Below are 24,008 nucleotides of genomic sequence, written 5' to 3'. Positions count from 1 at the left end.
CTTTTTAAATTCATCTGAAAATGAGGCTATTGTTAATGAATGATCACGCTTTTCATATCAGAGGAAGAATGATCCCGATCCGAAAATTACTTATACAACTTGCTGTATTTGTGTTGGTGATTATTTGGACCTATTCCGGATTGGAGAAGCTATTGGACTGGAACAGGAGCTGGAATGCCTTCCACAATCAGACCTTTCCTTCCGACCTGGCGGATATCCTGAGCTATGTGGTGCCAATTTCAGAACTGGTTTTGGCACTGCTTCTGGTCCTTGGGAATACAAGATGGTGGGGACTGATGGGTTCTCTCCTGTTGCTGACGGTGTTTAGCACTTATGTGGGCCTGGTCTGGTGGGGGGCCTTTCCGAGGGTACCCTGCAACTGTGCCGGGTTTATGGAAAGTATGGGCTGGGGCGCCCATCTGGTGATGAACCTGTTTTTGTTGAGTATGGCAGTAGCGGTATTGGGAATTGGATATGGGAAACAGGTGGAATCCTGAGGGGTACTTGGACAATAATCAGGAAGAAAATAAAGAAACTGGCCATTTCTCTCGATTGCTTGGGGTGAGAGACAAGCGGTGCCCGATGGCCGGGTCAGGCGGTTCCGAAAAGCCTTAAAAAGAGTAGGGTAACAACCAAAACGTTTTTGCTGTCTTTTTTGAAAGTTAAAAAAAGAAGTGCGTGATGAATACTTTAATCAAAAGATTACCATTATTAGCATTTGTATTGGCTGCGGTATTTGCTTTTGCTTTTACCAAGCCGGTGGATCCATTACAGCCCCAATATGGGCAGGATGACATGGGTTTAATTTATGATGTCACCAATGTCCAAAGAGGCAGTGGTCCAAATGAATACCAATGTGATATTACCAGCGAAACATGTTTATGGGCAGATATTCAATTGACTCAGCCCTTGAGCAGTAATGGCAAGTTTGTTCCTGGAGCAAACCTCGTACCGATTAATTGAGTTTTAAAAAAGACAGCCATCAGTCCTGCTGATGGCTGTTTTACTTTAATCAATGAATGGATTAGCCTGTACTTCAGCTATCGGAAGGATAAGCTGATATGCCCCTGGATCAGTACCAGGGCTGAATTCATTGCCTTCAAAAGTCCTTCCCAAGGGCCCGTTCCACCAGGTTTCTCCCAAAAACCTTTTCAGATCAGACCACCTGCAAAACCCTCTTCGGACCAATGACTTTCTTCTGTGCCTGAGAATTTCCTGAAGGGCCAAATTAGCATTATCAAATGCCAAAGACTGAAAAGTGTTTTTTCTATACCTTTTTTCAAGTAATGTATTCAAGGCATGAGCAGCCTCATCTAGACGGTTCAATCTTGCCAGACATTCTGACCTGATAAGCATTATTTCATCCACTGCAATTCCTGAAAACGGTTGGAAATTTCCGGTATAGTGTCCCTGAAAAAGATAATTTTCAGAAGTGGAGGATTTACTGAAATATAAATCTTTTCTTAGGTCATTTTCTGCATAACTGGAAATCAAATCAGGACTCACAAAGGAAAGCGGTGAGGTTACAAAGGAATTGGTGCCCATCTCTTCGAAATATATTATTTCCTTGTTCAGGGACGCAAAAGGAAACCTGTTGAACGGGAGAGGCAATACGGTCTGGGATGCGATCTCATCATAATCCATTAGATCAGATTTCAAGCTCAAGGCCATTTCTGCATTTTCCAATGCCTCTTCATAATGTCCCAATACCAGATTTATTTTTGATAGGAGTCCATAAGTTGATGCTTTGGATGGGCGAATCGGATTATTATTCCAGTCAGGAAGCAAAGAAACAGCCTTTTCAAGATCTTCAAAGATAAGATCAAAGACCTCTGAAGCAACTGACCTGCCTGCAAGGACATTAACATCCGTATCGGTTTTGACAGGTACCCCTTCAATGTTCTGGAGATCAACATTCCTCAGTGGTAAGGAATAGAATTCCAAAAGATAATAATAGGATTTTGCCCTATGGAAATGGGCACTTCCTATGATTTCATTAAGCTCCTGAATCTGTCTTACATTGTCAGGACTTAGCTTTTTGCCTATTTCGAGGATGAGATTGCACCTAAAAATTGTAAGATAAGGGAAATTCCAGGCACTCATATTGCCATTGGCATCATTAAGGTCATTACTCCATTTATAAGCTTCCCTCTCCCAATCATTTCCAAAACCCAGTACCCCCTGATCTGTTGAGACCATATCATCAGATAGTATGATACCAAAATTAATACCCCTATTAAAATCGGATGTATTGTCAAGAATTGACCTAAGATCATCCAAGGTGCTTGGGACAATTATTTTTTTGGAAGGTCTTTCGTCCAGAAATCCTTCACAGCCCATCAATACCAAGAGGGGCAGTAATATGCTGATTGAATATTTTTTCATGATTTAATTGTTTTATTGACAATTGATTCTTCTTTCTCCGGAATTCACATCATGCTTGTTATACCGGTTATTTTATGAATTGGACCTTTTTCTATTCCCTTAAAAATCAAGCCTGAAACCCAATGCAAGGCTTCGTATCGGCGGGATATTCTGGAAATCTGGATCTTTCATATTTTTACTGGCCTTCCAAAGAATACCCAGATTGTTGGCATAGGCATATATTTCTCCAGATTTGAATGGGAGGTTTCGGGACTTTTTGTTTTCCAACCTATATCCCAATCTAATGTCCTGGAACCTGATATGGTCCCCTCTTTCTACAAATGCTTCGGAATAAGTGTGCAAAAACTGCCTGTGAAGATTGGAAACCTGTGGTATGGAAGGCACGTTTGTACGGTCCTCATCTCCCGGTTCCTGCCATCTGACATGAAAATCAGAATGGGATATCCTGCCGTTAAGCAACTGGGAGTAATCCACTGTCTGTTTTCTGAAAAAATATCCCAGTCTGTAGGAAATATTAGCTGAGACATAAAAACTCCCGATATGTACCGTATTCCTAAGTGCTCCAAAGATCTGTGGTCTTTCAGGGCCGAGATAGACCAGGTCATCGGGTGTAGTCTGTTGCCTGATGGCCAGATAATTGTTGCTCGGTTCACCGTTCAATATTCCCAAAGGATCCCCAGTGGAAGGATCAAGTCCTGCCCAGGGCATGCCAAACATGGAGAACAAAGGTCTCCCCACAACAGGTGCAATATTGGTAAACAACATGTTGTTGACAGTTGCAGGCCTGTCATAAGCTACCACTTCCTCATTGACCATACTGAAAAGAAAATTAATATCCCATACTTTTCTGGATTTTAAAGGTCTGGCATTTAAAATGATATCTATACCGGTGGATTTGGTGTCCGCAAAGTTTCCTCTGAAAGTTGAAAAACCGGTGGAGGGTGCTACTGCGAATTCTCCTATCAGGTCCATTCCCTGTTTGGCAAAAAACTCCAGACTCAGATCCAGCATATTGTCTTTTAGGCTAAGGTCCAGTCCTAAGTTGACCGTTCTTATTCTTTCCCATCTCAGATTCCTGTTGGGCGGGTTCCTTATCAGTGCAAACCTCTGACCGGGATTGATTGCATTGTTTCCCATAATCAGGTAATTGGCGGTTGTAAAGGCACTTAGGGTCCGGTCCACATTTCCGTTATAACCATAGGTAGCCCTTAATCTTAAGTACGGAATGAGATTGGAACTGTAAAACCTTTCCTCACTTAAATTCCAGGCCAGTCCTGAAGACCAAAGAGGGACGGCCCTTTGATTGGTTTCGACCCCGAAAATATTGGAAGCGTCTTTTCTGGCACTTGCCGAAAAAACCAGTCTTGAATCAAAGGTGTAAGAAGCATTGGCAAAATAGGAAATAAACCTGTCCACAATGCCGTCATTGTCCTCCCCTCTGGGAATAACAAAAAGTGCATTCTGGGGATTTACCCTGAACTGCATGTCATAGTTGACCGGAAGACTTATGCCAAAATTGTCATCATATCCGTAATACCTGGTCCTGGAGAGAACCGTCTGTACATCCTTAACTTCGGCTCCTGCAATGGCATGGATCTGATGGATATTCCGTATGTTTTTATTGGCGGATAACTGAAACCTGCCATAGTTTCCGGTTGCCAGAGAATGCTGTGTATCCAGAATTCCACCAAGGGGTATGGGCCTTGACAGAGTACCGTCATTCGCGACCTGGGTGTACCTGTTGATCAGCCAGCGGGTACCATAACTTTCCTGTGGTGCATAATCTCTGGACGAGGCGGTATTTTTCCAGTGCTGGTAAAGGAGTTCAGCCTTCAGCCAGGAAGTAAGCTTATATCCCACGGTGGCGTTGATCCTGGTATCAGCCTGTTGCCTGCTATTGGAAAGTATTCCTTTTTCCCTGGCAGGAAAATATCTCCAATCCAGAAAATCTGTCTCCAAAAAGCTGTTGGCAAATCTAATACTGTGGTCCCTGGCTACCTGAGCAGGGAGCCCGTTTTCATCAAAAATACGGTCATAGGGCCCAAGGATCGGCATTTCAGTATCGCCGTATCTGCTGGCCTGTGTATAGTACAGCAAAGCACCTATTTCAAGTTTATCATTGATCAGTGACCATTGATTATTAAATGAAAGTGTAGTTCTCTGGTCACTGTTGCCGATAAGCGGGCCATTGTTGATGTCCTTGCCTACAGAGAAACTGTACCTGTGGTATTGTGATCCTCCGTTAATTCCAAGACTGTGCTGTTGGTTGACTGCAGTCCGGTAAAAATGGTCCAACAGCTCCCTCCTTGAATCTGTTTGGGCATAACGGGCCATAAGCTGATCTTTTTCAGTGGTAGAGATCAGACCTTCCCTGTGGGCATACAGGGTTTCCACTGCCGGGGAAAGGGCAGACCTTACGTTATCATTGAAGCGTGAATTGTAAAAGCCTCTGCCAAACAGCATTTCCTCTATGGAGATAAAATCTGAAATGGACATCTGGGGACTGGCCATAAGGTCAGGTTTTTGAAGGAAATTTGTGTTACTGTTTAAGGTAACATTCATTTTCTGGTTGAAGCCCCCGGCTTTGGTTTTGATGACAATGACACCGTTGCCGGATCTTGCTCCCCATATGGATGCTGCCGCTGCATCCCGTAGCACCGTGATGGATTCCACATCGTTGGGGTTGATATTTTCCAAAGGGCCATCATAGGGGAAGTTGTCAATGATGATGAGCGGTTGGGTTTCGGCAAATATTGTACTTCTGCCCCTGATACTTATGGGGTCATTTACTGCTGAGGGGCCTCTATTGAATATTAGGCCTGAAGTCACGTCCTCGAGTCGATCGATCAGATTGGTACTGACCCTCCGGTTGATGAGTTCATTGTCAACCTGGACAAATGAGCCCGTGGCTCTTTCCTTGGGAATGTCCTGGTAGCCTGTTGAAAAAATCTCCACTTCCCCAAGGCTAAGCCCCTCCTCAAAAAGCCTGATCAGGCTTTCACTCTCTGCCTTTAGGTCTTCCAAAGACACTTCCTTTCTTTTAAATCCGATAAAGGAAATGATGAGCGCATCGGAGTTGCTGCTCAGTGGACGTATGGAGAAATTTCCATTTTCGTCGGTAATGGCCGAAGCCTGTCCTTTGTTTTCCTTGATGACTGCTCCGGGAAGTGGCAATCCATCCGATGCACCGATCACTTTGCCCCTGATGGGAGATTGGTTTTGTTCCTGCGCATGGATGAGCATACTCAGCAGGCACAGCATTAAGGTAAGTAGTCCTTTTTTCATAGGTTATTTGGGTTTATTTGGTCATTGGTATTCATTAATTAGTCCTTCAATCAGAGATATCCATGAATCTGTCTCGGATGGAAAATTTCCTGTCTTAACAATTAGCCCGTTGGGGTCCAAAAGGATATACCTGGGGAATGCGTATATATTGAAATGTCTGAGCAGGGGATCATCCACACCATCAGTTCTTAAATGGAGGCTGTTTTTAGAGCCATATTTTTCTGAGGCAATGTTTTTAAGCCATCTGTCATGATCAGCTTCCGCGGATAGGTGGATGAGTTCAAAATCAGGAGAACTGCTGTATGCTTTCTCAATATCAGACAGGTAATTTTTGTAAGCGGCTGCACAGGCGCTACATCCCGGGAGCCAAAAATTCAGAAGTCTGTATTTTCCGTTGTAAAGGTCCATGGACACATCTTCCTTATTGCTATTGGTCAGGGATAAGGAAGGAAATGCTGCGCCGGACTTCTGTTTTATGTACAGGTCGCTGATAAGGGCTGATAACTTGGGATCATTCACCTTCTGGATAAGGGTTGGCAAAAATTCCTCAAGATTGCCCAAATTCCTGTAATTCTGCATGATGTACTTGGTCAGGATTATGTCGTTAAGGGCCTTATCCTTATACTTGACCAGGTCTATAAAGGGTATGCCGGTCAGTGCGGAGCGCAGGAGGTTTCTTGTGTACAGGTAATCAAGGTAATTGGGGGAATCAGCGGCATTTTCAGGGGTTTCTGTGATATCGTTGAGATAATAATTATTGAAGAGTGTTCTGAATCCTTCTGTCTCCATGTATGCCATTCTGAACAGGTAGGCTTTGGAGTAATTGATGTATCCCAAGACCTGGGTCTCCAATAAGCTGTAAAAATCCTGGTCCAGTTTTCCTTTATAATCCAATAGGACCAGGTAGGCAGGATGCTCATGGATGGGTTCATTTAACCTTTCTTCAAGAAATGCTGCCCTGCTTTCCGGAACGGCCAGTACTTTCACCGATCTGTTGATAGAGGATTTAAGTTTTTGGGATTTAAAAAAACTGATAGAATCTCTTTGGGAATCTCCCCAGAAATTTTCTTTACCTGTCAGCAATACCTGGTCCTGCCTGAATTTGTATGTTTCAAATGCAGCTTGAATTTCAAACTGACTTTTATATTTAATGGCATCAGGACCATCAAACAGGGTCCTTCCCATGTTCATGTCAAAGCGGATCCTTACGGAATCTCCCGGTTCAATGATAAAGCGGTCAATAAGCAGAAACCTTCCGTTTCTCATTGAAAAGAATGCCCTGTTGTCAATGGGCGGGGACACCCATGTCATGGTAACTGTTTCCATGGATCCTTCAAATAGATTTCCGGCTTCAGGCTTTATTTTCTCCTCCCTGGCAAGAGGGGTCCTGCTGCCCTGGTCAATGATGAAATCCCAAAAGAATGTCTGGATTTCTTCTATGTTGTCGGTGGTTTTAAACTCTGCCCTGATGACCGCAGGACCAGATTTAACTTTGGAAAGGCCTTCAGCTTGTCCAAAAGAACAGTCGTATCCCAGGACAAAAGCAAGGAATAAGAATGGTTGAATAATTTTTAGGAACATAGATAGGTATTGGGTTATTGGTAATCATCACCCCAGATTTTCTTGAAGTGGATAGAATTGAAATGTTAGTGGTAAGCATTCCGCTTAACCATCTCAGGCAATTATGGCTGATATTGAAAATAGGAAGCCAGGAAAGCAAGGCCATCTTTGATATCGGCGATTGAATGACCAACCAGACCCGGCCCCGGGCCATAAAGTGCTGAAAGGTGCTTAAAGCATTTTCGCCCGGCCCCTCACCGCTGTAGTACCGTTACCGTCTGTGTATCCGTTAGCTACATTTGGGTCTATTGTTTCGTTTCACCTTTATGAGAAAAGACGCGGTGGGGGTCCCTGGGTGTCAAACAACTTTGCTCAACTGTCATCAAATAGAAATTCTGGAATTGCCGCAATCAATTTTCTGGTCATTTTGGGTTGTGGTTTTAGGGTTTTAATCGCAATTGTTTTTGGCTTTCGCCCATGGTTACCTGTCAAATTCTTCTTCATTTAGATGTTCGACCCCCTAAGGGTCGATGGGGTGTCATTGTCCATCATGTCTATAAATATGTGACCCCGTTGGGGTCAGCCAATTCTTATGCTTTCTATCCCTCATTTGGCAACTACCAGAGTCCATTTATTGACCAATTCAGTTCCATTCATCACTCTTAATTCATCACTCTTCATTCTACACTCATCATTCATAACTCTTCATTCCCAATGGACAAAGTCCTTCCAGGCCGCTATTTCAGCAGCAATTGACCATAAGGAAATAAGAAGAAATAAAGCAAGCAGTTACCCTATCCTCTGCAGCGGACAGGTAGAAAGGAAAGGGATAAAACCTGTGAATAGACTAAAGAGCCAAGGCCATCCTTCCTTACCAGAAAGCTATACCATCAAACCGGTGATTTGATGATGTTTTTCTGAAGTTCAAATAGGGAAATGATCCGACCACAAAGTGAAGCAAAGAACAGATTCAGGTTTCTTTGTAAGAAGGAAAAAACTGAACTATTGTATTTGCTGTTAGGGCTCATTTTTGAATGCATATCCAATACTAAAAATTACTTTTTATAAAAAAACTTTCAAAAAGTAGTTTAACTTTACGTTTAAGTAGTTTAAAACTACTTCTGTAAAAGTTAAGAGAAAATTTTATTTATTGGTAGCGGATTTATTTGAAAAAATTCCAAAATGTCATTAAATTGAATAAAAATAGCCTATAAGAATGAAGAATCCAGAGGATAGAAATTTTACTGTTTTGGAGAATAAGACCATTGGCCAAAACATATCCACTTTTAGAAAGCTAAGAGGAAAAAAAGCATTGGAAGTAGCGGATTATTTGGGGATAGGAGAGGCAGCTTATACCAAATATGAAAGAGGAGAGAGTAAAATTACAATAGACTTCATTCAAAAAGTTGCTGATTATTTGGAGGTCGATCCATTACAAATTATTGCGACAAACCCTGGTCATGTTATCGAACATTTAACTAACTCTCCTGTATCGATTAATTCCAGTAATAATCAAACTATAATTAATGACAAGCAGACCGAAGTCATGATGAAGATGATGGAGACCATGATGCAGATGAACGAGGCGATCAAAAAGATATTAGAAGGAAAGTGATTAACTATTATTTAATGGTTCCGCGATTTGGTTAAAAAAGCTCCTGAATAGGGGCTTTTTTGTTTTTAGGGGTAAAAAATACCCTGTATAGGGGATTTTTTAGTTGGTGGGGAATGGGTATGTTTGGAAAAAACCAGACATGTTTCTTATTACTGGTAAATAAAGGCTGGTTTTTCCAGATAGATATCAAAGTTGGCAGCAAGTGTAAAGGACGACCCGACAACAACAAAACTACTGAGATAAACAAGAAAAAAGTAAACCATTTTGACAGGTGACCAAAGACATAGAAACGATATTATAAACGGACAGCTACTAAACCGACACGCTGACCAACCCTATGTTTTTTATTTTTTTCCCACCACACATTTTTTAAAAACAATTTTAGCCTGCCTCACAAATGGCACATTTGGTTTTGCCCGACACACAAGGCGACCCTTCGCAAAACCAAAAGAGCCATTTTTTGCCAACGCACACTTCGTGACAATGTGTTATACTTGTATAAAGCAGAAAAATTACAATTAGATTGAGACCTAATACAGAAATATCCGGATTTGAATTAGAATTCACCGAAAAATTCGGAAGGGGATCTGTTATTGAAACCACAATAACAGATATTGTGAAACCCTCTCAAATTATAACAGACTTTTATGAAGACTTTATAGGTCGTTTATCAATTTTAAATTTGTCTTGGTGCCTCCCTTCAGGAGAAGCAGAATTCAAGAAATTTAAAGTTGGTGACCGAATTCAATGTGTTGTATTAGATATTGATTTTCAAAACAGACAGGTAATTCTCAGCCAAAAACATCTTACAAAACCAATAAGCGATACATTAACTTGGGAAAGAATAGAAAGAGGGGATGAATTTAATGTTGAGGTTGTTGAATCTTATAACAATACCACTTTAGTAAAGACCAAAGAAAATTTATATGGTATTATAAGTAACAACTTCATTAATGGCTCCTCGGATAGAATTAGAGTAAAAGTAAATTCAAAACTTGACTACAGTGATTTATTCTCTTTTGTTCCCGCTTCCTTAGATGTTGAAATTGACCAAGCAGATGAATATGTTGACCCAGAAATCAACTTTATTGATAATGAACTACTCTCCTTCTACAATTTTAAAAATTCGATTCTGGGTGTCTATGCCACAAATGAACAATTATCAATAATTAAAAAGGGGTTTGAACAAGATGATAGAATATTTTCGAAGGAATTTAAAACCAATTTCCCACTTTACATCCAATTTGAATTAGGTAATGCGAGCTATGAAACTACTTTTAAACAAAATGCTATCCCCTATTTTCTTAATGACACCGTAGTTTCATTAGAAAATGAAAATAAACTTTTAGAGCTACTTTCAAATCAACAGCACTATTGGTTTAAAATCAATGCAAGAGGAAACAGCGACAAAATAGATTTTTCACTTTATAATGAGGATGTAAATTTCTTTGGTGATGTAATTATCGGTAAGGATAAGAAAGAAATCAAATTTATCATAAAGAATTTCTCTTTTGGTCATTCCCAGTATACCTCAAGTGAAGCCAAAAAAAGAAATTCAAAGTATGGATCATTTCTGTTTAGTAACAAATTAAAAATAATCTCACCTTACGGTACACTTCCTTTTGTTAATTCACAACAATTATTTCTCGACTATGCTTTACTTAAAACTCAATGCTTTGAAACGGTAAATCATTTAAAAACAGAAGCAGGTGAAATTCTAAGACAGGAAGGGAGAACGCTATCAATCATTGATAAATTTCTAGAGTATCAAATTAGTTTAATTGATAAAGAAAAAGAAAATGCTGTTTTTGTAGAAAAATATGACAGAGTACCAGCAGCTAATCAGGGTGTAGCAATTAAGATTTCAAGAAGCATCGGAGATAGTCTTGAAACTGATGAAGATACTGTTGTAAATATCAGATTAAAAGAAGATGATAAACTAATAAAGCTCTCAGACGGTATACTTTCTTATTTTAATGATGTTTACACTATTACTTTTCACAAACCCATAAAGCTTGAACTACTAGACAAGGGATTCTATATAGACAAAAAGATTTCTAAAAAGCAATTCCAAATACAAAGAGAAATTATTCAAGATTTCCTTGACAAGAAAATTAAAATTGACCACATAGAAGCCCTACTCGTAAAACCAGATAGGGTGAAAACTCCAATTTTAAAACCTATTCAGTTTAAAAATGAAGATTTATCAAGGACGGAAAAAGAAGACCCCACAAATAATCAAGTCAATGCAGTCAAAAAAGCAGTAGGTAATCAAAACATTTTTTTAATACAAGGTCCTCCAGGTACGGGTAAAACAACAGTAATAGCTGAGATTATCCAACAGTTAGTTGAGAAGGGTGAAAAGATTCTGGTATCAGGTCAAAACCACGTAGCAGTAGATAACGTGTTGGAGAAACTTTCGCAATTTCCGAAGCTAAATCTCTTAAGAGTTGGAAACCCTGACAGGATTGATAAGCAGTTATTAAAATATACAATTGAAAATCTAGTAGAGGATTACAAAATTGATTTCAAAAAATTTATTTTAAATCAGCTTTCAATAACTGAAGAATATACTAGATGTAAAGAACTAGGTTATGATAAAAATGAGTTTAGAACCCAATTAAATCAATTCATTAATTCACTTGTAAATCAATATGGAGTAATGAAAGATGTGTACAAGCAACGCCATTTTATACTTCTTGACGGACTCACAGGCTTATCCAAAACGGAGTTAAATGAAACAACAGAACTACTAAGAAAATGGTTTGACGAATCTAACAATGAGTATGAAATTTTATTAAAGCCACTCATATATAATTCTATTGATGTCGTTTTTGCAACTTGCATAGGTATTAAATCAGATGAGGTATTTAAAGAAAAGAATTTTAAGTTTGATACTGTCATTATTGATGAAGCTGGAAAGGCAAACATTGCAGAATCTTTAGTAGCCATCGAACTTGGACAAAAAGTTATATTGGTTGGTGACCAAAAGCAACTTCCGCCTTATATGGATAGCTCCTTGATTGATAAAGCAGATAATCAAAGCTTTCCTAATTCTGTTTATGGTTCAGAATTTTTAGAAGAAGAAATTTTACACGCTCTTAAATCATCTTTTTTTGAATTTATTGTTAACCGCATAAATGCTGAACAATTTCCAAAAGACAATATGGAAATGTTAAACTATCAACATAGAATGCATCCCAATATTGGGCAGTTTGTTTCTGAATCTTTTTATGATGGTAAGGTAAAAATGGGTATTAGAACCCATTTGAACAGAATTGAAATGCCAAGTCCGTTTAATAAGGAGGTTGTATTTTTTGACACCTCAAATTCAAAAAATCCTTTTGAACAGAATGATGGTTTCTCTGCAAAAAACAATACAGAATCAGAAACAATTTCAGAAATAATATTGCCAAAATTATTTGAAAGCAACATTAATCAATCCAGTATTGCCATAATAGCCCCTTATAAATCTCAAGTAGCAAATATTAAAAATCAAATAAACAAATCTGAATCCTGTAAATTCAAAAACATTGATGTTTCAACCCTTGACTCTTTTCAAGGAAAGGAATATGATATAATCGTTTTCAGTTTTACACGTTCATCCGACCACAATAACGCTCCTTTTGAAAATGGGAAACGAAAATATAGTAAAGTTGGATTTCTTGATGATGCAAGAAGGTTAAATGTTGCATTTAGCCGTGCCAAGAAAAAGCTAATTCTTATCGGAAATTCTAAAACCTTGACTGATTCTAGGTCTCACTTTGATAAAATATTTAACTATACTAACCTTTTTAGAACTCTTGTTAAACTTAGCAACAAAGAAGATATTGGGAATTTTGTTAATGTCGCTGATTTATATGATTTCAAATCTCCCTTTGAGTTGTTCTTAGAGAAATACAAACAGGGAGATAATGCAGTTGGAAAATTTAAATCCATTGGGAAATCTCCAAAGGGAATTTTTGGGTTATTCGTTACTGTCGATGGTGTTGATGGTCTAATACCGTATTCTATGATGTCCAAGGATCTCAAAGAAAGTGCTGAAAACTTACAAGCAGGGACTGAAATGGATGTTTCAATCTATTCGATTGATGTTGAAAACAAACGGATTACTTTGAACTTAAACAATAGAAAGAAAGGCACTGCAAAAAATAAAAATAAGTGTTGGGAAAACACTATAAGAAAGTACAAGAAAGGAGACAAAGTAAAAGGAATTATTACCAAAGAAGTAAACTTTGGATACTTCCTTAAAATTGATACTGGCTTTGAAGGTTTACTTCACAAAAATAATATAGGTAGAGGAAAAGTGCCGGAAGTTAATGAACCTATGGAAGTCAGAATTATTAAAATTGATTTAGAAAAAAAACAAATAGCATTTTCATATTAAATGAGCAATTTCAGTATTGACATAGAAAAATTTTACGAAGAATTGTCAGGAATGGGAAGACAGCTAAAAGGTATCTTTTGTCTTCAATATCCAATTTTTTGTATTCATTCTGAGATTTCAGATTCGACACCAGACCCTCTTGACAACCTAGATAAAGTAATTGTTGATTTTATTAAAGTAAAACCTGATTTTAATTCGTTCCAAATTGGCAGTATCATAGGCACTTCCAAAAGCTTAATAGAACTAAGAATTGAAAAACTCATAAGTGATGATTTGTTAACTAAACAAGGAAATAATCATCAACTAACAGAATATGGAATTTCTGTGTTTGAAACAAAAACACAAGTAAGACTTCACAAACAATCATATGATTTCTTCATCGATGGTATTACATTAAAGCCATTACCACGTATTTTTTATAACTACTATAAAAGCAAACTCATAAGTGAGAATTATTCCTACCTCTATACGAACCAAAGAGGTGAAACTAAAATAGCACGCCCTTTTGCTCCAGACATCGTTCATACCCCACCTGAAAAAAGTTTAATAGCAGATCAGATTTTTGCTGTAGAAAGAGAGGAGCGAGAAGCATTTGGAATTCCTATCGGATTACAAGGCATTGACGAAATCTCGTTTACCAAAATGAGCTTTCAAGTACTTGTTTCAGTAAGTAAATCAAATAAAGAATTAATTAAAGAGCTTATAGATGGTTACGCTATCTTTTCTTTACGAGATGAGTTATCTTACTATCAAACACTTAGAGAAAATGTAATTTTCTTTGAGCAACAATTAAACGATAGAATTCAAAATATAGAATTCAAATTAATGGTTCCCTTTCAGAAGAAAGATAGTAATGAAAAAACTTTTCCTTATTTAACAACAAATTGGCCTGAGATAGATAGATACAAAGACTCAACCAATAAGTGTTATAATTTTAGCAGTGAGGACTTAATCAATTTCTTAAAAGCGGATATGCCATTTGGCTTTGGCATCAAGGAAATAGAAGCTACGAATATTATAAACGATGAGGACAACCTAATGATTAATATAAGGGTGAATCATCTTTTAAAAAGTATAAACAGACAGAAACTGCTTAGTGACTTAATTAGAAAGCGTGACTATAAGATTTTCAACAATAGCCTTGAAAGAAATGTGTTCTTATTTTTCATCAATTATAGTACAGATGACCCAGTAGTTAAAGATTTAATTGAGTTTATTGAATTAATTAGAGAATATCAGCGATTCCCATTTTCCCGCTTTATTGAAAGTCATCCAAAATTCGCAAACAACATTAGACGCTTTCTCTTATTAGCAGGTGAATTTGACTTACTGGAGAAATATGATATTGAAAACCATATGATTGATTTAATGTGATGGAAACAATAATTCGAAATACCGATTTTTTAAATACTGGAGTTTTTGTTATTAATAATGACAGGAAAGACTTTCATCCGTTAAACCACTACAATGCGTTGTTTCTTACGCAAGAAGGAAATTCATCCTTAAAAAATGAAATACTACGCATAATTAATGAAGCAACTTCTGTTCTTAAAATATGTTCTTTTATCATTACAGATAAAGAAATATTCAATGCGATTTTAAACAAATCAAAAGAAAGTCAAATTGCTATTTTCGTTTTAACTCAACTAGATCAAGATAAATTAAAAAACGATTTATCTTTAATTGATTTCATTACAGAAGAAGAGATAAAAGAAAATCCCGCACAAATTCACATTAAATTTATACGGAAACTTTATGATAATGGTATTCACGTAAGAGCTTCTCTTTCCGCACATTCTAAATTTATCGTGTCAGACAGAACTAATGGATTTATTACTAGTGCTAACTTTACAACACCATCATTAACTTTTAATACTGAATCAGGTGTGTATCTCGATGAAAACAGTAGTAAACAGTTAGATAGGCTTTTTGATGTTATTTTTCTTCAAGGTACAACCTTCAAACAATTTTTAGGCACTAGAAAAAAAGGCAAAATGCTTGTAGTGCAAACTGAAGCCACAATAAATAGTGATTTGCTTCCAGTACCATGTCAATCAAAATTGAGATATACCTGCGAATCTTATGAAAACAACCTGCTTAATGAGATTATAAAAGTAATTGACGAAGCGAGTGATTACATTTATTTGTCTGCATACAGTGTTGTTGGTTTAAACTCTCTACCAAATTTAATTCAGTCATTAAAAAATGCAATAGGGAGAAATGTACCTGTTTCATTATTTTGTAGAGGGATGAATTATAGGAATGATCACCTAAGCGGTGTTTCTGAGCTTGTTGAGATTGGGTGCAAAGTATATGCTGATGTTTACAACCATTCAAAAGGTGTTATAAATGAAAAAACGGGTTTAATATTCACAGCGAATATTGACGGGAATCACGGATTAACCAATGGCTTTGAGGTTGGATATATTCTTAATGAAAATCAACGCATTGAATTTCTGGATTTTCACAAGAAACTAATTGAAACATCATTCTACGTTTATGACAGCAAGCCCACAAGAAATGAATTATTTCAAACATATATTGCATATGAAATGATTAAGGGCCTAAATGCACCGGTATTTCCCCAGAACTTGATCCTTTCATTTAATAAATCTCATAATGTAAATTTAGAAGAGTTAAAAAGCAACATAATCTTTTATGGAAAATCGAAAGACAGCGAGTTCCTAGTTATCGGAAATTCATACTTAAAGTGTAGAATAAAGGACAACGTCATTCAAATTATAGAATCAGTAAAACCAAGATTTGATCTTGAAAAATATGTTCTTAAATTTTTTGAACTTAAAATCAGCAATAATCAATGAAAAATAAAATACCATACCTGCAAGAGTGGCTTGATTTAGCCAGTTCAGGCAAATTTGAACGTGCTCAAGAGTTATATTTTGAAAAACTTTTTGAGGCAGTTATAAATAATTTCTGTAATGAATATAGTAACACATTACCATCAGGTGGCACATTGTTCTCAGTTTTAGGTTTTTCGCCCGAACCAATAATTCTAACTGCAAAAGCAATTCAGCCCGAAACTCACATTATTTTCACGACAAATAATCAAAAAGTAGATAATCGCTATTTAGAAAATTTTCTTGATTCTAATTATGAAATTATATACCTAAATGATGAAAGCTTTGAATCAATGTATAAAGCAATGAAAGAACAATTAGTATTAAATCCTGACCCACAAATTACAGTTGATATAACTGGAGGTAAAAAGTCAATGGTTGCATCGGCATCCATTTTTGGAAAAGATTATGGATGTAGAATAGTTTACGTTGACTTTTCGGATTACATCAAAGATTTACGAAAGCCTATGCCTGGTTCAGAAATACTTAATGTTGTATACAATCCATTCAAGAATCAACCAGAAATATTTTTAAAATGAAGCATCAAATTAGTTTTCTTGGTGGTCAATTACTTCCGATATACATCGGAATAAAAGAGTTTATGCCCGCCAAAATTCATTTTATTGCTTCGGATGAATCAAAAGAAGGAATTAAAATATTGAAAGACATTTTTCCAGATATTATAGTTAGTGAATTTATTTGTGACCCTTTTGATTTTTATTCCATCAAAAAACGAATTCGAAGTATCATTGAAAAATTAGATGCACAAGACGATGTATTGATTAATTTAACTGGTGGCACTAAAATAATGCTTCTTGCAGCACAATCGATTATTTCTGAAAGTAATCTCAATGGTTTTTACGTAAATCAAGACTATAGTTTAATAGAAGTCCCTTCATATGATAAAAAACAAATAACTTCGGAATTATCAATTAAAGATTTTTTTGGGTTAAGTGGTCATAAAATATTTTCAGCAAAAACGCTAAGCGACTTTACAGAGAATGATTTAAGGGTTTCCAGACAGATAGAATCTTTTGCTGCGTCAAATAAAATATATTCTAAGGTTACAGATTTCCTAAGAAAGAAATATAGAGTCTTACCAGAAAAAGGGAAAGAGACAACGACAGGTAATGCAGTCATCAATTGGGATGCTAACATCGTAGAAATCCATAGTAACAACAAACCTATTGCTTGTTTTAAAGGCAATAACGTTCGTGACCTTTTCTTTAATGCAAATTGGTGGGAACTAATTGTAGCATCAGAAATTGGTAAATGGGCTAAAGCAAAAGAAATAATTCTTCATTGCGAGCTACCTTTTAAGACTGATAATAAAGCCTTGAAAAATGAGATTGACATCCTAATCAATACAGGTAACAAACTGATTTTTGTTGAGTGTAAATCCGGCAATATAAAACAAGAAGACATAAACAAAATGAAGGTTATCAAGCAAACTTATGGTGGTCTAATATCTAAATCACTATTAGTAAGTCGATATATGCCTTCACAATCAATAATGGAGAAGTGTAAAGAACTAGATATCGAGGTTTTTTATGTATACGCATTTCAGAGAATGGTTAATCCACTAAAGGACATTTGTAAAATATTAGACAAGCTTGAGAAAAAAACATCAATATGAGCCAAACGTTTTGCAAGCACATTGCCAAAGCCGCACAAGCCCAAGCACAGTCCGAAGCTTTGTCAAAGAGCTTGCAAAGCCAACGCAAGAAAAATTGTTTTTAAAAAATTTCCCAACCCTTCAAAAAAATAAAAAACGCAACGCACAACCCAACACAAACAGAGAAAAAAGTAAACAGACAATGACACTCAAAACCAACACTGACAATGGTTTACAAGGACGGACGACAGAACACCAGCTGCCAACAGCGGTTTTGCAAAAGTGGCGGTGCAGTGCTTCGTATGACAGTGAAGTGGTTAATCAAAATTTAGTGCTTCGTATGAAGTTTAGTGGTGAAAATCGCCACCTTCGCAAAGCCGCAAAACGTTGTGGAGCATTTAATTCAACGTTAGTAAAAATATCCCCCACAGATTTTAAATAACTATTTTAGGATAACTAAATAAATGATCAACTCAGAACAAGACTCACTCATTTCTCGATTAACCGTAAGACTTCGAGAGGATTCGTCAGAAGCGACAATTGGAACTGGATTGATTTATTATTCAGATGACCTTAGAGATAATGTTTATATAATAACTGCTTCGCACTGCTTACATAAAGATGGAGATTCTTTTCAAGAACTACTCTCCTCAGTAATTGTTGATATGTACAATCCATTACAAGACAATTACGTTTCAATCAAAGTCAATCACATCAATAAAAATCTTCTGTTTCAAGATTCTGACAGTGATATAGCTGTTCTCCCTCTTAGTAAATCGGAAGTGGAAAGTATGATAGGGGATATTCCAAAGGTAAGAGTTGTATCTACTCGACAAAACAAAATTCATTTCATCGTTAAAGGATTCCCAAATGCCACCATGGGTAAAGAACTTGATGTAATCTATCCAACTTGGAAACAGAAATTAACAGCAGCACGAAAGTTTCAATTGCAATTAAACGAGGATTACAACGACTATTCGACTGAAGGTTTTTCTGGAAGTGGCATTTTTTTAAACGATAATGAATTTGTCTACTTATTTGGCATATTCACAAGATTTCGTTCAGAAGATAGAGGCAAAGTTATTTATGGTCAACACATTGAATTAGTTAATGAATTACTATCAAAGAACTTCCTACCTTCTGTGAAGTTTGACTACTTAGGTGACAATAACCTTAATCACAGCTTCTTTAAAAATAATGTAGAAAAGGCTATTCATAATTTAGGTCAACGTTATAATAAAGAATTGAATTTGGAATTACCTATTTCCAAACTGTTCAATGACCTTGTTCGTGATAAAGATTTTGAGCACCGATTTCTTCAAACAATAGATAACTGGATAAATGAAAGTAGGCACTTAAGCCCTAAGGAAGGAAGTGAACTATTTGATATTGAGACTGAACAATTCAACTTTAAAAACGCTGTCTTAGAATGGATACAGTCATGCGCTATTAACATTCCCAATATCATTGATTATAAGTGGATTTCTGATAATGTAGAACGAATTTCTGACCTGATTCAAAAAAAGCAGTCACAGTTGTATGAACTTCAAACAGAGAAAATCAAAGCTGATAAGGATAAGAAGAAGCCTTACAATTACACAACTCCATATGAATCAGAACTGAGTTCCTTACGTGAATTGCAATCAAAGAACAGACGTTTAGAGGATGACTTACAAAATAAAGTAAATGTTGGGCTTACAAATCATCCAGTGTTGATTGTTAAGGGAGAAGCAGGGAGTGGAAAATCTCACCTTTTGGGAGATATAGCACAAAACAGAATGAAAAGAGGAAGACCTACAGTTTTTCTTTTGGGACAACATTTCAAATCTGGGATTGGGAGCGTAGAAAAGAACATTCTAGCCCTATTAGGGCTGGATATAAATATGGATGACTTCCTGAAGTCACTTAATAAGATAGGTGAGCAATTAAATGAAAGAATACCTATCCTAATTGATGCATTGAACGAAGGTGGTGGAGTCGGTCTGTGGAGGGATGAAGTTTTTGGGTTAATAAATGGGATCACCAAGTACCCCTATTTAGGCGTTGTCCTGAGCATCCGAACTACCTATTTCAATCTAATTTTTCCCGAGGGTATTCCTTCACAAATTTCTACTATAAACCACGAAGGGTTTGCTGGCAATGAATATGCAGCTTTAAAACTATTCTGTGAACATTATGGGCTTAAACAACCAGATTTCCCAATATTGGCTCCCGAATTTACCAAGCCCCTCTTTTTAATTTTGATTTGCAAAGGAGTACAAAACTCTCCAACAAAAGAATTTCCTCAAGGTTTTCAAGGTATTGGAACGATATTTAACTACTATATTAAAGCACTGGAAATCCAGTTTCAAAAACTGCGTGAAGAATATCTTATTGCCCCCAACTTGATTTCGAGTGCAATACAGAAGTTTTCGTTGGAGTGTTTTTGTATGAACGATAGCATACTTCGTCTCGAAGAAGCTCAGAAATTTTTCAATACAAGTTTCCCTCAGTATCCTTTTCTTTTAACCGATATGATACAGGAAAGCGTATTCATTAGAAATTGTCGGGACAACTACAGGACAGGGGAAAAAGAAGAGGTTATTTATTTCGCCTATGAGCGATTTGGTGATCATTTCATTGCTAATGAGCTTATTAAAGACTTTAAAGATCAAGAAGAAGTACTTAGGGCATTCAGTAAAGAAGAGAAACTTGGCAAACTGATGGAAGAACACCATTGGAAGCACAGGGGTATTTTGGAATCTCTCGCCATCTTACTACCAGAGAAGCATGGGTTAGAATTGTTTGAGGTGTATAGCTGGCTTTATCTGGATGTGAAAAAAGACGATTATGCACTTAAAAACACTATTGAATGGCAAAACGGATTTTTATTAGATAGCTTGAAATGGCGAAGTATCAAAAGTATTAATGATGAAAAGCTAATTGAGTGGTTTAGGGGAGATTTCTTTTACGTTGACTATGATACTTATTTGCTTACTATTGAGCAACTTGCAACGATTAAAAACCATCCATTTAATTCGGAAAGATTATACCAAATCCTTATAAAAACACCTATGCCAGAAAGAGATAGCTTCTGGCAAAGTCATGTTCGTTGGTTCTCAGGTTATGATGATAATGAAATCGGTTTTCCACTTCGTCGATTGATTGATTGGGCTTGGTCTCCCTCAATTTCTAATTCGGTTGACGGAGAAACCGCATTTCTTGCGGCTCAAACGTTAGCATGGGTACTCTCATCAACTAATCGAAAACTAAGAGATGAAGTAACTAAAGCAATTGTCAATCTTCTTGAGCAGCAGCCTAAGACTCTGATTGATCTACTTGCAAAGTTTCAAGAGGTCGATGATATGTACATCCAAGAAAGGCTGTATGCGATTGCTTATGGATGTATATTAAGAACTGAACAGAAAGATTCTATACAACTGATAGGGAATTACGTTTATAATCAAATCTTTAATCAAAGAAACCCACCTGAGCATGTATTGCTCCGAGATTACGCCCGAAACACGGTTGAATACATGATTTATAGAGGGCTAGGAGAAAAAATAGATGCTGAAAAAATCCGCCCACCATATAAAAGCGAATTACCAACCTATCCAACTGAAGACGAAATAAGCATCTATGATATAGACCATAAAAGCCCTGATTATGACAAAGATTTTATCAGGGCACATAACAAGATACATTTTTCAGTTATGTCGTGGGACTTCGGACGGAAAATTGTAGAACCAAACATTGAGAAGTTTTGTCCTGTCAGTTTTACCACCGAGGATGAATACAAAAAATTCATTACCGAAGAACTCTCTGAGGAACAGCAAGAGCTTCTGTCGTCTTTAGTTGAAATGATTTACTCCAAGGAACAACTTGAAAGTAAAAGTAGCAGGTATGAAGTAGAAAAGTTAGGAGGGCAAGAGAAGTACGATAGTTTATTAAAAGAATATAGACAAGTGGTTGAACAAGGTTTTAAACTTGTCAAGTCTATGTTTAATGAGCAGTCAGAATATGTAATTAATTATATCATTCCATACTTGCAAAACGTCGAAAGATTAAATTCCTCAAGCTATAATCGAAAACTCTTTGATGTAAGACCTGTGAAAAGGTGGATTGTGAAAAGAGCTCATGAATTAGGTTATGATGCCAAACTACATGGTAGATACGATGAAAGCAGAGAATATGGTGGTAGTAGACCTGACGTGGAGCGTATTGGCAAAAAATATCAATGGATCGCTTTTCACGAAATACTTAGTATCCTCGCTGATAACCATAAAATCAGTGAGTGGCATTCAGACAAGAACTATCAATTCTACCAAGGAGCGTGGCAATTTTACGCAAGAGACATTGACCCTGTATACACAACCAAAAACCCCGAAGGACTACCTGAAGACGATATGATGATTTTAGAAAAAGAGCATAAATGGTGGCACGACCCAGATTATTCTTTTTGGAATCAAGAAAATCAGGAATGGGCAAGAAATATTGATGACTTACCGAAGGTAAAACATATCATTTCAAAAAAAGATGATAAAGGGATCGACTGGCTCTTTTTAAACAAGTATGTTACTTGGAAAATGCCAAAACCTATAGGTGTAGATAAGTACTCAATGTTTAGAAAAGAGGTCTGGTACATGATTCAAGGGTACATAGTAAAAAAAGAACACAAATCGCGGATTGTAGAATTTTTACAAGACAAGAACTTCTGGGGAAGATGGATGCCAGAACCAAGAGATGAATCGAACCAACTATTGAACCGTGAAAAATATTGGTCTCCAGCATATCACAGTATGGAGAGAGAGGAGGCATGGGAGGAAATTTACTACAATCATAAATCAACTGGTTTAGTCGTCATGTCTGCTATACAGGACGCAAAATCACATATTAGTGAAGACAAATCTGGGGCAGAATCATCATACAACATTCCATGTGAGCAACTTTTTAATGACCTTGAATTGATTTATGCTCCAAATGATGGTGATTTTGTTAATCCACAAGGAGAATTGGTGGTTCAGAATATCCCAAGATCAGGAGGACTTATGATTAATAAAGAAATCCTGTTAGACTATCTGGAAAAGAATGACTTGGATATAATCTGGACTCTTCTTGGAGAAAAAATGGCATTCATCTCTCATGGAGAACAAAGCTACTTTGGAGTTCCTTGTGGAGGGTTTCATCTTGAAAATGGAGAATTTAAAGGACAATTAAATCACTATGAAAGAGATTAAAAAAGAACTCTTCTTCTACCAAGCTGAATGTGGTGATGCCTCAAGAATAAGGTATTTAGGGAGCGACGGCAATTACCATAATGTTTTTATTGACGCAGGATATGGAAGAACATATAAGAATATCATTTCTCCTCATATGAATGAAATTCAGACAAATGGTGAGTCAATAGACCTGTGGATTGTATCTCATATCCACGATGACCATATTGGAGGAATAGAGCAGTTTATAAAGCAAGTAAAAACTGGGGAGTCGAATGATAAAATAAACAAGTGGCTTTATAATCGTCCAAGAAGAACAAATCAATCAACTCAGAATAAAAACCTTGTGAGCGCACCTAAAAGCATCAGGCAAGGCGATATTCTAGCTGAATATCTTGAGAGCATTGATAAGATTCCTCAACAGGATATTGTTTCAAGTGAAGAACCGATTGATCTGTTTGGCCTGAAAATTTTTGTTCTTGCCCCTTCCTTAGACAAACTTCACAAATTGAGAATTAAGTATGAGAGTGACCCTAAACTCCCACTGGAAAAACAAGAGGGAGAAACAGTTAGTGGGGCTAAAAGAGCCATTAAAGATGATTACCACATACAGCTAAATAATTTCGATCTATCCGTTTGGGATGAAGACGACTCAATCGAAAACGGCAGTAGTATTAGTGTATTGACCGATTATAATGGTATAAGAACTTTATGGCTCGCTGATGCCCATCCAAGTGATATTGTCACATCACTTAATTCAATGGGGTATAACAGTAGCAATAAATTAGCCTGTGACTGGGTCAAAGTCACTCATCATGGTAGCAAAGCAAACAACAGTAATGATATGTATAGTTTGATTGACTGCGAAAACTTCCTTTTTAGTGCGGATGGTAAGAACAAACATAAGCTCCCGACCAAGGAATCTATTGCGAGAATTTTAAGAAATGAACATAGAAAAATGGACAAACACTACAATCTTTATTTTACGCATGACAACAAAGTTCTTCGAAATATTTTTGCCAATGAAAATGAATCAATATATGATGAATTAAACTTTTCAATTGTATTTTCAGAGGAATCAAAATTTTTAAGATTTAAATATTAAAAA

General features: G+C 36.8%; 15 protein-coding genes. 12 read left to right on the top strand and 3 right to left on the bottom strand.

All coding sequences use genetic code 11. The features are described from left to right. The first annotated feature begins 20 nt into the window (after window positions 1–20). Both CLV48_RS15920 and CLV48_RS15915 read left to right on the top strand, forming a co-directional pair. Entirely contained in the window at window positions 21–497 is a 477-nt protein-coding gene (locus tag CLV48_RS15920; protein ID WP_245889581.1) for a MauE/DoxX family redox-associated membrane protein, read from the top strand. A 181-nt stretch (window positions 498–678) separates the two neighbouring features. Beyond that, complete coding sequence (locus CLV48_RS15915; protein ID WP_146140111.1) at window positions 679–963, top strand: hypothetical protein; 285 nt, start codon at window positions 679–681, stop codon at window positions 961–963. Window positions 964–1,008: 45 nt separating this feature from the next. On the opposite strand, the gene CLV48_RS15910 is transcribed toward CLV48_RS15915, so the two are convergent. The 3 genes from CLV48_RS15910 to CLV48_RS15900 form a co-directional block, all read right to left on the bottom strand. Then, window positions 1,009–2,385 (bottom strand): RagB/SusD family nutrient uptake outer membrane protein, encoded by a 1,377-nt coding sequence (locus CLV48_RS15910; RefSeq protein WP_106568288.1) that lies wholly within the window; start codon window positions 2,383–2,385, stop codon window positions 1,009–1,011. A 99-nt stretch (window positions 2,386–2,484) separates the two neighbouring features. Then, entirely contained in the window at window positions 2,485–5,670 is a 3,186-nt protein-coding gene (locus CLV48_RS15905; protein WP_106568287.1) for a SusC/RagA family TonB-linked outer membrane protein, read from the bottom strand. Between the two features lie 21 nt (window positions 5,671–5,691). Then, the gene (locus tag CLV48_RS15900) at window positions 5,692–7,251 is read right to left on the bottom strand and encodes a TlpA family protein disulfide reductase (RefSeq protein ID WP_106568286.1); all 1,560 of its coding nucleotides are present in this window, start codon (window positions 7,249–7,251) and stop codon (window positions 5,692–5,694) included. A 571-nt stretch (window positions 7,252–7,822) separates the two neighbouring features. Here CLV48_RS15900 and CLV48_RS15895 point away from each other — a divergent pair. From CLV48_RS15895 to CLV48_RS15850, 10 genes are all read left to right on the top strand, one after another. Beyond that, complete coding sequence (locus CLV48_RS15895) at window positions 7,823–8,137, top strand: hypothetical protein (RefSeq protein WP_106568285.1); 315 nt, start codon at window positions 7,823–7,825, stop codon at window positions 8,135–8,137. Window positions 8,138–8,446: 309 nt separating this feature from the next. Beyond that, the gene (locus CLV48_RS15890; protein ID WP_106568284.1) at window positions 8,447–8,845 is read left to right on the top strand and encodes a helix-turn-helix domain-containing protein; all 399 of its coding nucleotides are present in this window, start codon (window positions 8,447–8,449) and stop codon (window positions 8,843–8,845) included. Window positions 8,846–9,368: 523 nt separating this feature from the next. Further along, window positions 9,369–13,232: an AAA domain-containing protein gene (locus tag CLV48_RS15880; RefSeq protein WP_106568282.1), complete on the top strand. Its 3,864-nt coding sequence runs from the start codon at window positions 9,369–9,371 to the stop codon at window positions 13,230–13,232. Continuing rightward, window positions 13,233–14,606: a hypothetical protein gene (locus tag CLV48_RS15875; protein WP_106568281.1), complete on the top strand. Its 1,374-nt coding sequence runs from the start codon at window positions 13,233–13,235 to the stop codon at window positions 14,604–14,606. Next, window positions 14,606–16,054, top strand: coding sequence for a phospholipase D-like domain-containing protein (locus CLV48_RS15870; RefSeq protein WP_106568280.1), 1,449 nt, complete (start codon window positions 14,606–14,608; stop codon window positions 16,052–16,054). Before CLV48_RS15875 ends, CLV48_RS15870 begins: the two co-directional genes overlap by 1 nt. Then, window positions 16,051–16,629 carry a hypothetical protein gene (locus tag CLV48_RS15865; RefSeq protein WP_106568279.1) on the top strand — a complete coding sequence of 193 codons (579 nt, stop codon included), beginning with the start codon at window positions 16,051–16,053 and terminating at the stop codon, window positions 16,627–16,629. Before CLV48_RS15870 ends, CLV48_RS15865 begins: the two co-directional genes overlap by 4 nt. After that, on the top strand, window positions 16,626–17,726 hold the full coding sequence (locus CLV48_RS15860) for a Card1-like endonuclease domain-containing protein (RefSeq protein WP_106568278.1): 1,101 nt from the start codon (window positions 16,626–16,628) through the stop codon (window positions 17,724–17,726). Before CLV48_RS15865 ends, CLV48_RS15860 begins: the two co-directional genes overlap by 4 nt. Further along, window positions 17,704–18,147, top strand: a complete 444-nt coding sequence (locus tag CLV48_RS20580; protein ID WP_170069037.1) for a hypothetical protein — start codon at window positions 17,704–17,706, stop codon at window positions 18,145–18,147. Before CLV48_RS15860 ends, CLV48_RS20580 begins: the two co-directional genes overlap by 23 nt. Window positions 18,148–18,169: 22 nt before the next feature. Further along, a complete protein-coding gene (gene avs2, locus CLV48_RS15855) occupies window positions 18,170–22,921 on the top strand; it encodes an AVAST type 2 anti-phage system protein Avs2 (RefSeq protein WP_106568277.1) in 4,752 nt (1,583 codons plus the stop codon). Then, window positions 22,908–24,005, top strand: a complete 1,098-nt coding sequence (locus CLV48_RS15850) for an MBL fold metallo-hydrolase (RefSeq protein WP_106568276.1) — start codon at window positions 22,908–22,910, stop codon at window positions 24,003–24,005. Before avs2 ends, CLV48_RS15850 begins: the two co-directional genes overlap by 14 nt. Window positions 24,006–24,008 lie beyond the last annotated feature (3 nt).

The sequence above is a fragment of the Cecembia rubra genome (assembly GCF_003014575.1).
GTDB classification, from domain to species: Bacteria; Bacteroidota; Bacteroidia; order Cytophagales; family Cyclobacteriaceae; genus Cecembia_A; species Cecembia_A rubra.
The sequence above is the reverse complement of the archived record's forward strand: the minus strand, read 5'-3'. Positions and strand labels throughout refer to the sequence as shown.

Excerpts from the sequence above, each read along its gene's own strand:
- CLV48_RS15920 (WP_245889581.1), top strand. The coding sequence starts at position 21 with ATGAGGCTATTGTTAATGAATGATCACGCTTTTCATATCAGAGGAAGA.
- CLV48_RS15910 (WP_106568288.1), bottom strand. The coding sequence starts at position 2,385 with ATGAAAAAATATTCAATCAGCATATTACTGCCCCTCTTGGTATTGATG.
- CLV48_RS15905 (WP_106568287.1), bottom strand. The coding sequence starts at position 5,670 with ATGAAAAAAGGACTACTTACCTTAATGCTGTGCCTGCTGAGTATGCTC.
- CLV48_RS15900 (WP_106568286.1), bottom strand. The coding sequence starts at position 7,251 with ATGTTCCTAAAAATTATTCAACCATTCTTATTCCTTGCTTTTGTCCTG.
- CLV48_RS15895 (WP_106568285.1), top strand. The coding sequence starts at position 7,823 with ATGCTTTCTATCCCTCATTTGGCAACTACCAGAGTCCATTTATTGACC.
- CLV48_RS15890 (WP_106568284.1), top strand. The coding sequence starts at position 8,447 with ATGAAGAATCCAGAGGATAGAAATTTTACTGTTTTGGAGAATAAGACC.
- CLV48_RS15875 (WP_106568281.1), top strand. The coding sequence starts at position 13,233 with ATGAGCAATTTCAGTATTGACATAGAAAAATTTTACGAAGAATTGTCA.
- CLV48_RS15870 (WP_106568280.1), top strand. The coding sequence starts at position 14,606 with ATGGAAACAATAATTCGAAATACCGATTTTTTAAATACTGGAGTTTTT.
- CLV48_RS15865 (WP_106568279.1), top strand. The coding sequence starts at position 16,051 with ATGAAAAATAAAATACCATACCTGCAAGAGTGGCTTGATTTAGCCAGT.
- CLV48_RS15860 (WP_106568278.1), top strand. The coding sequence starts at position 16,626 with ATGAAGCATCAAATTAGTTTTCTTGGTGGTCAATTACTTCCGATATAC.
- avs2 (WP_106568277.1), top strand. The coding sequence starts at position 18,170 with ATGATCAACTCAGAACAAGACTCACTCATTTCTCGATTAACCGTAAGA.
- CLV48_RS15850 (WP_106568276.1), top strand. The coding sequence starts at position 22,908 with ATGAAAGAGATTAAAAAAGAACTCTTCTTCTACCAAGCTGAATGTGGT.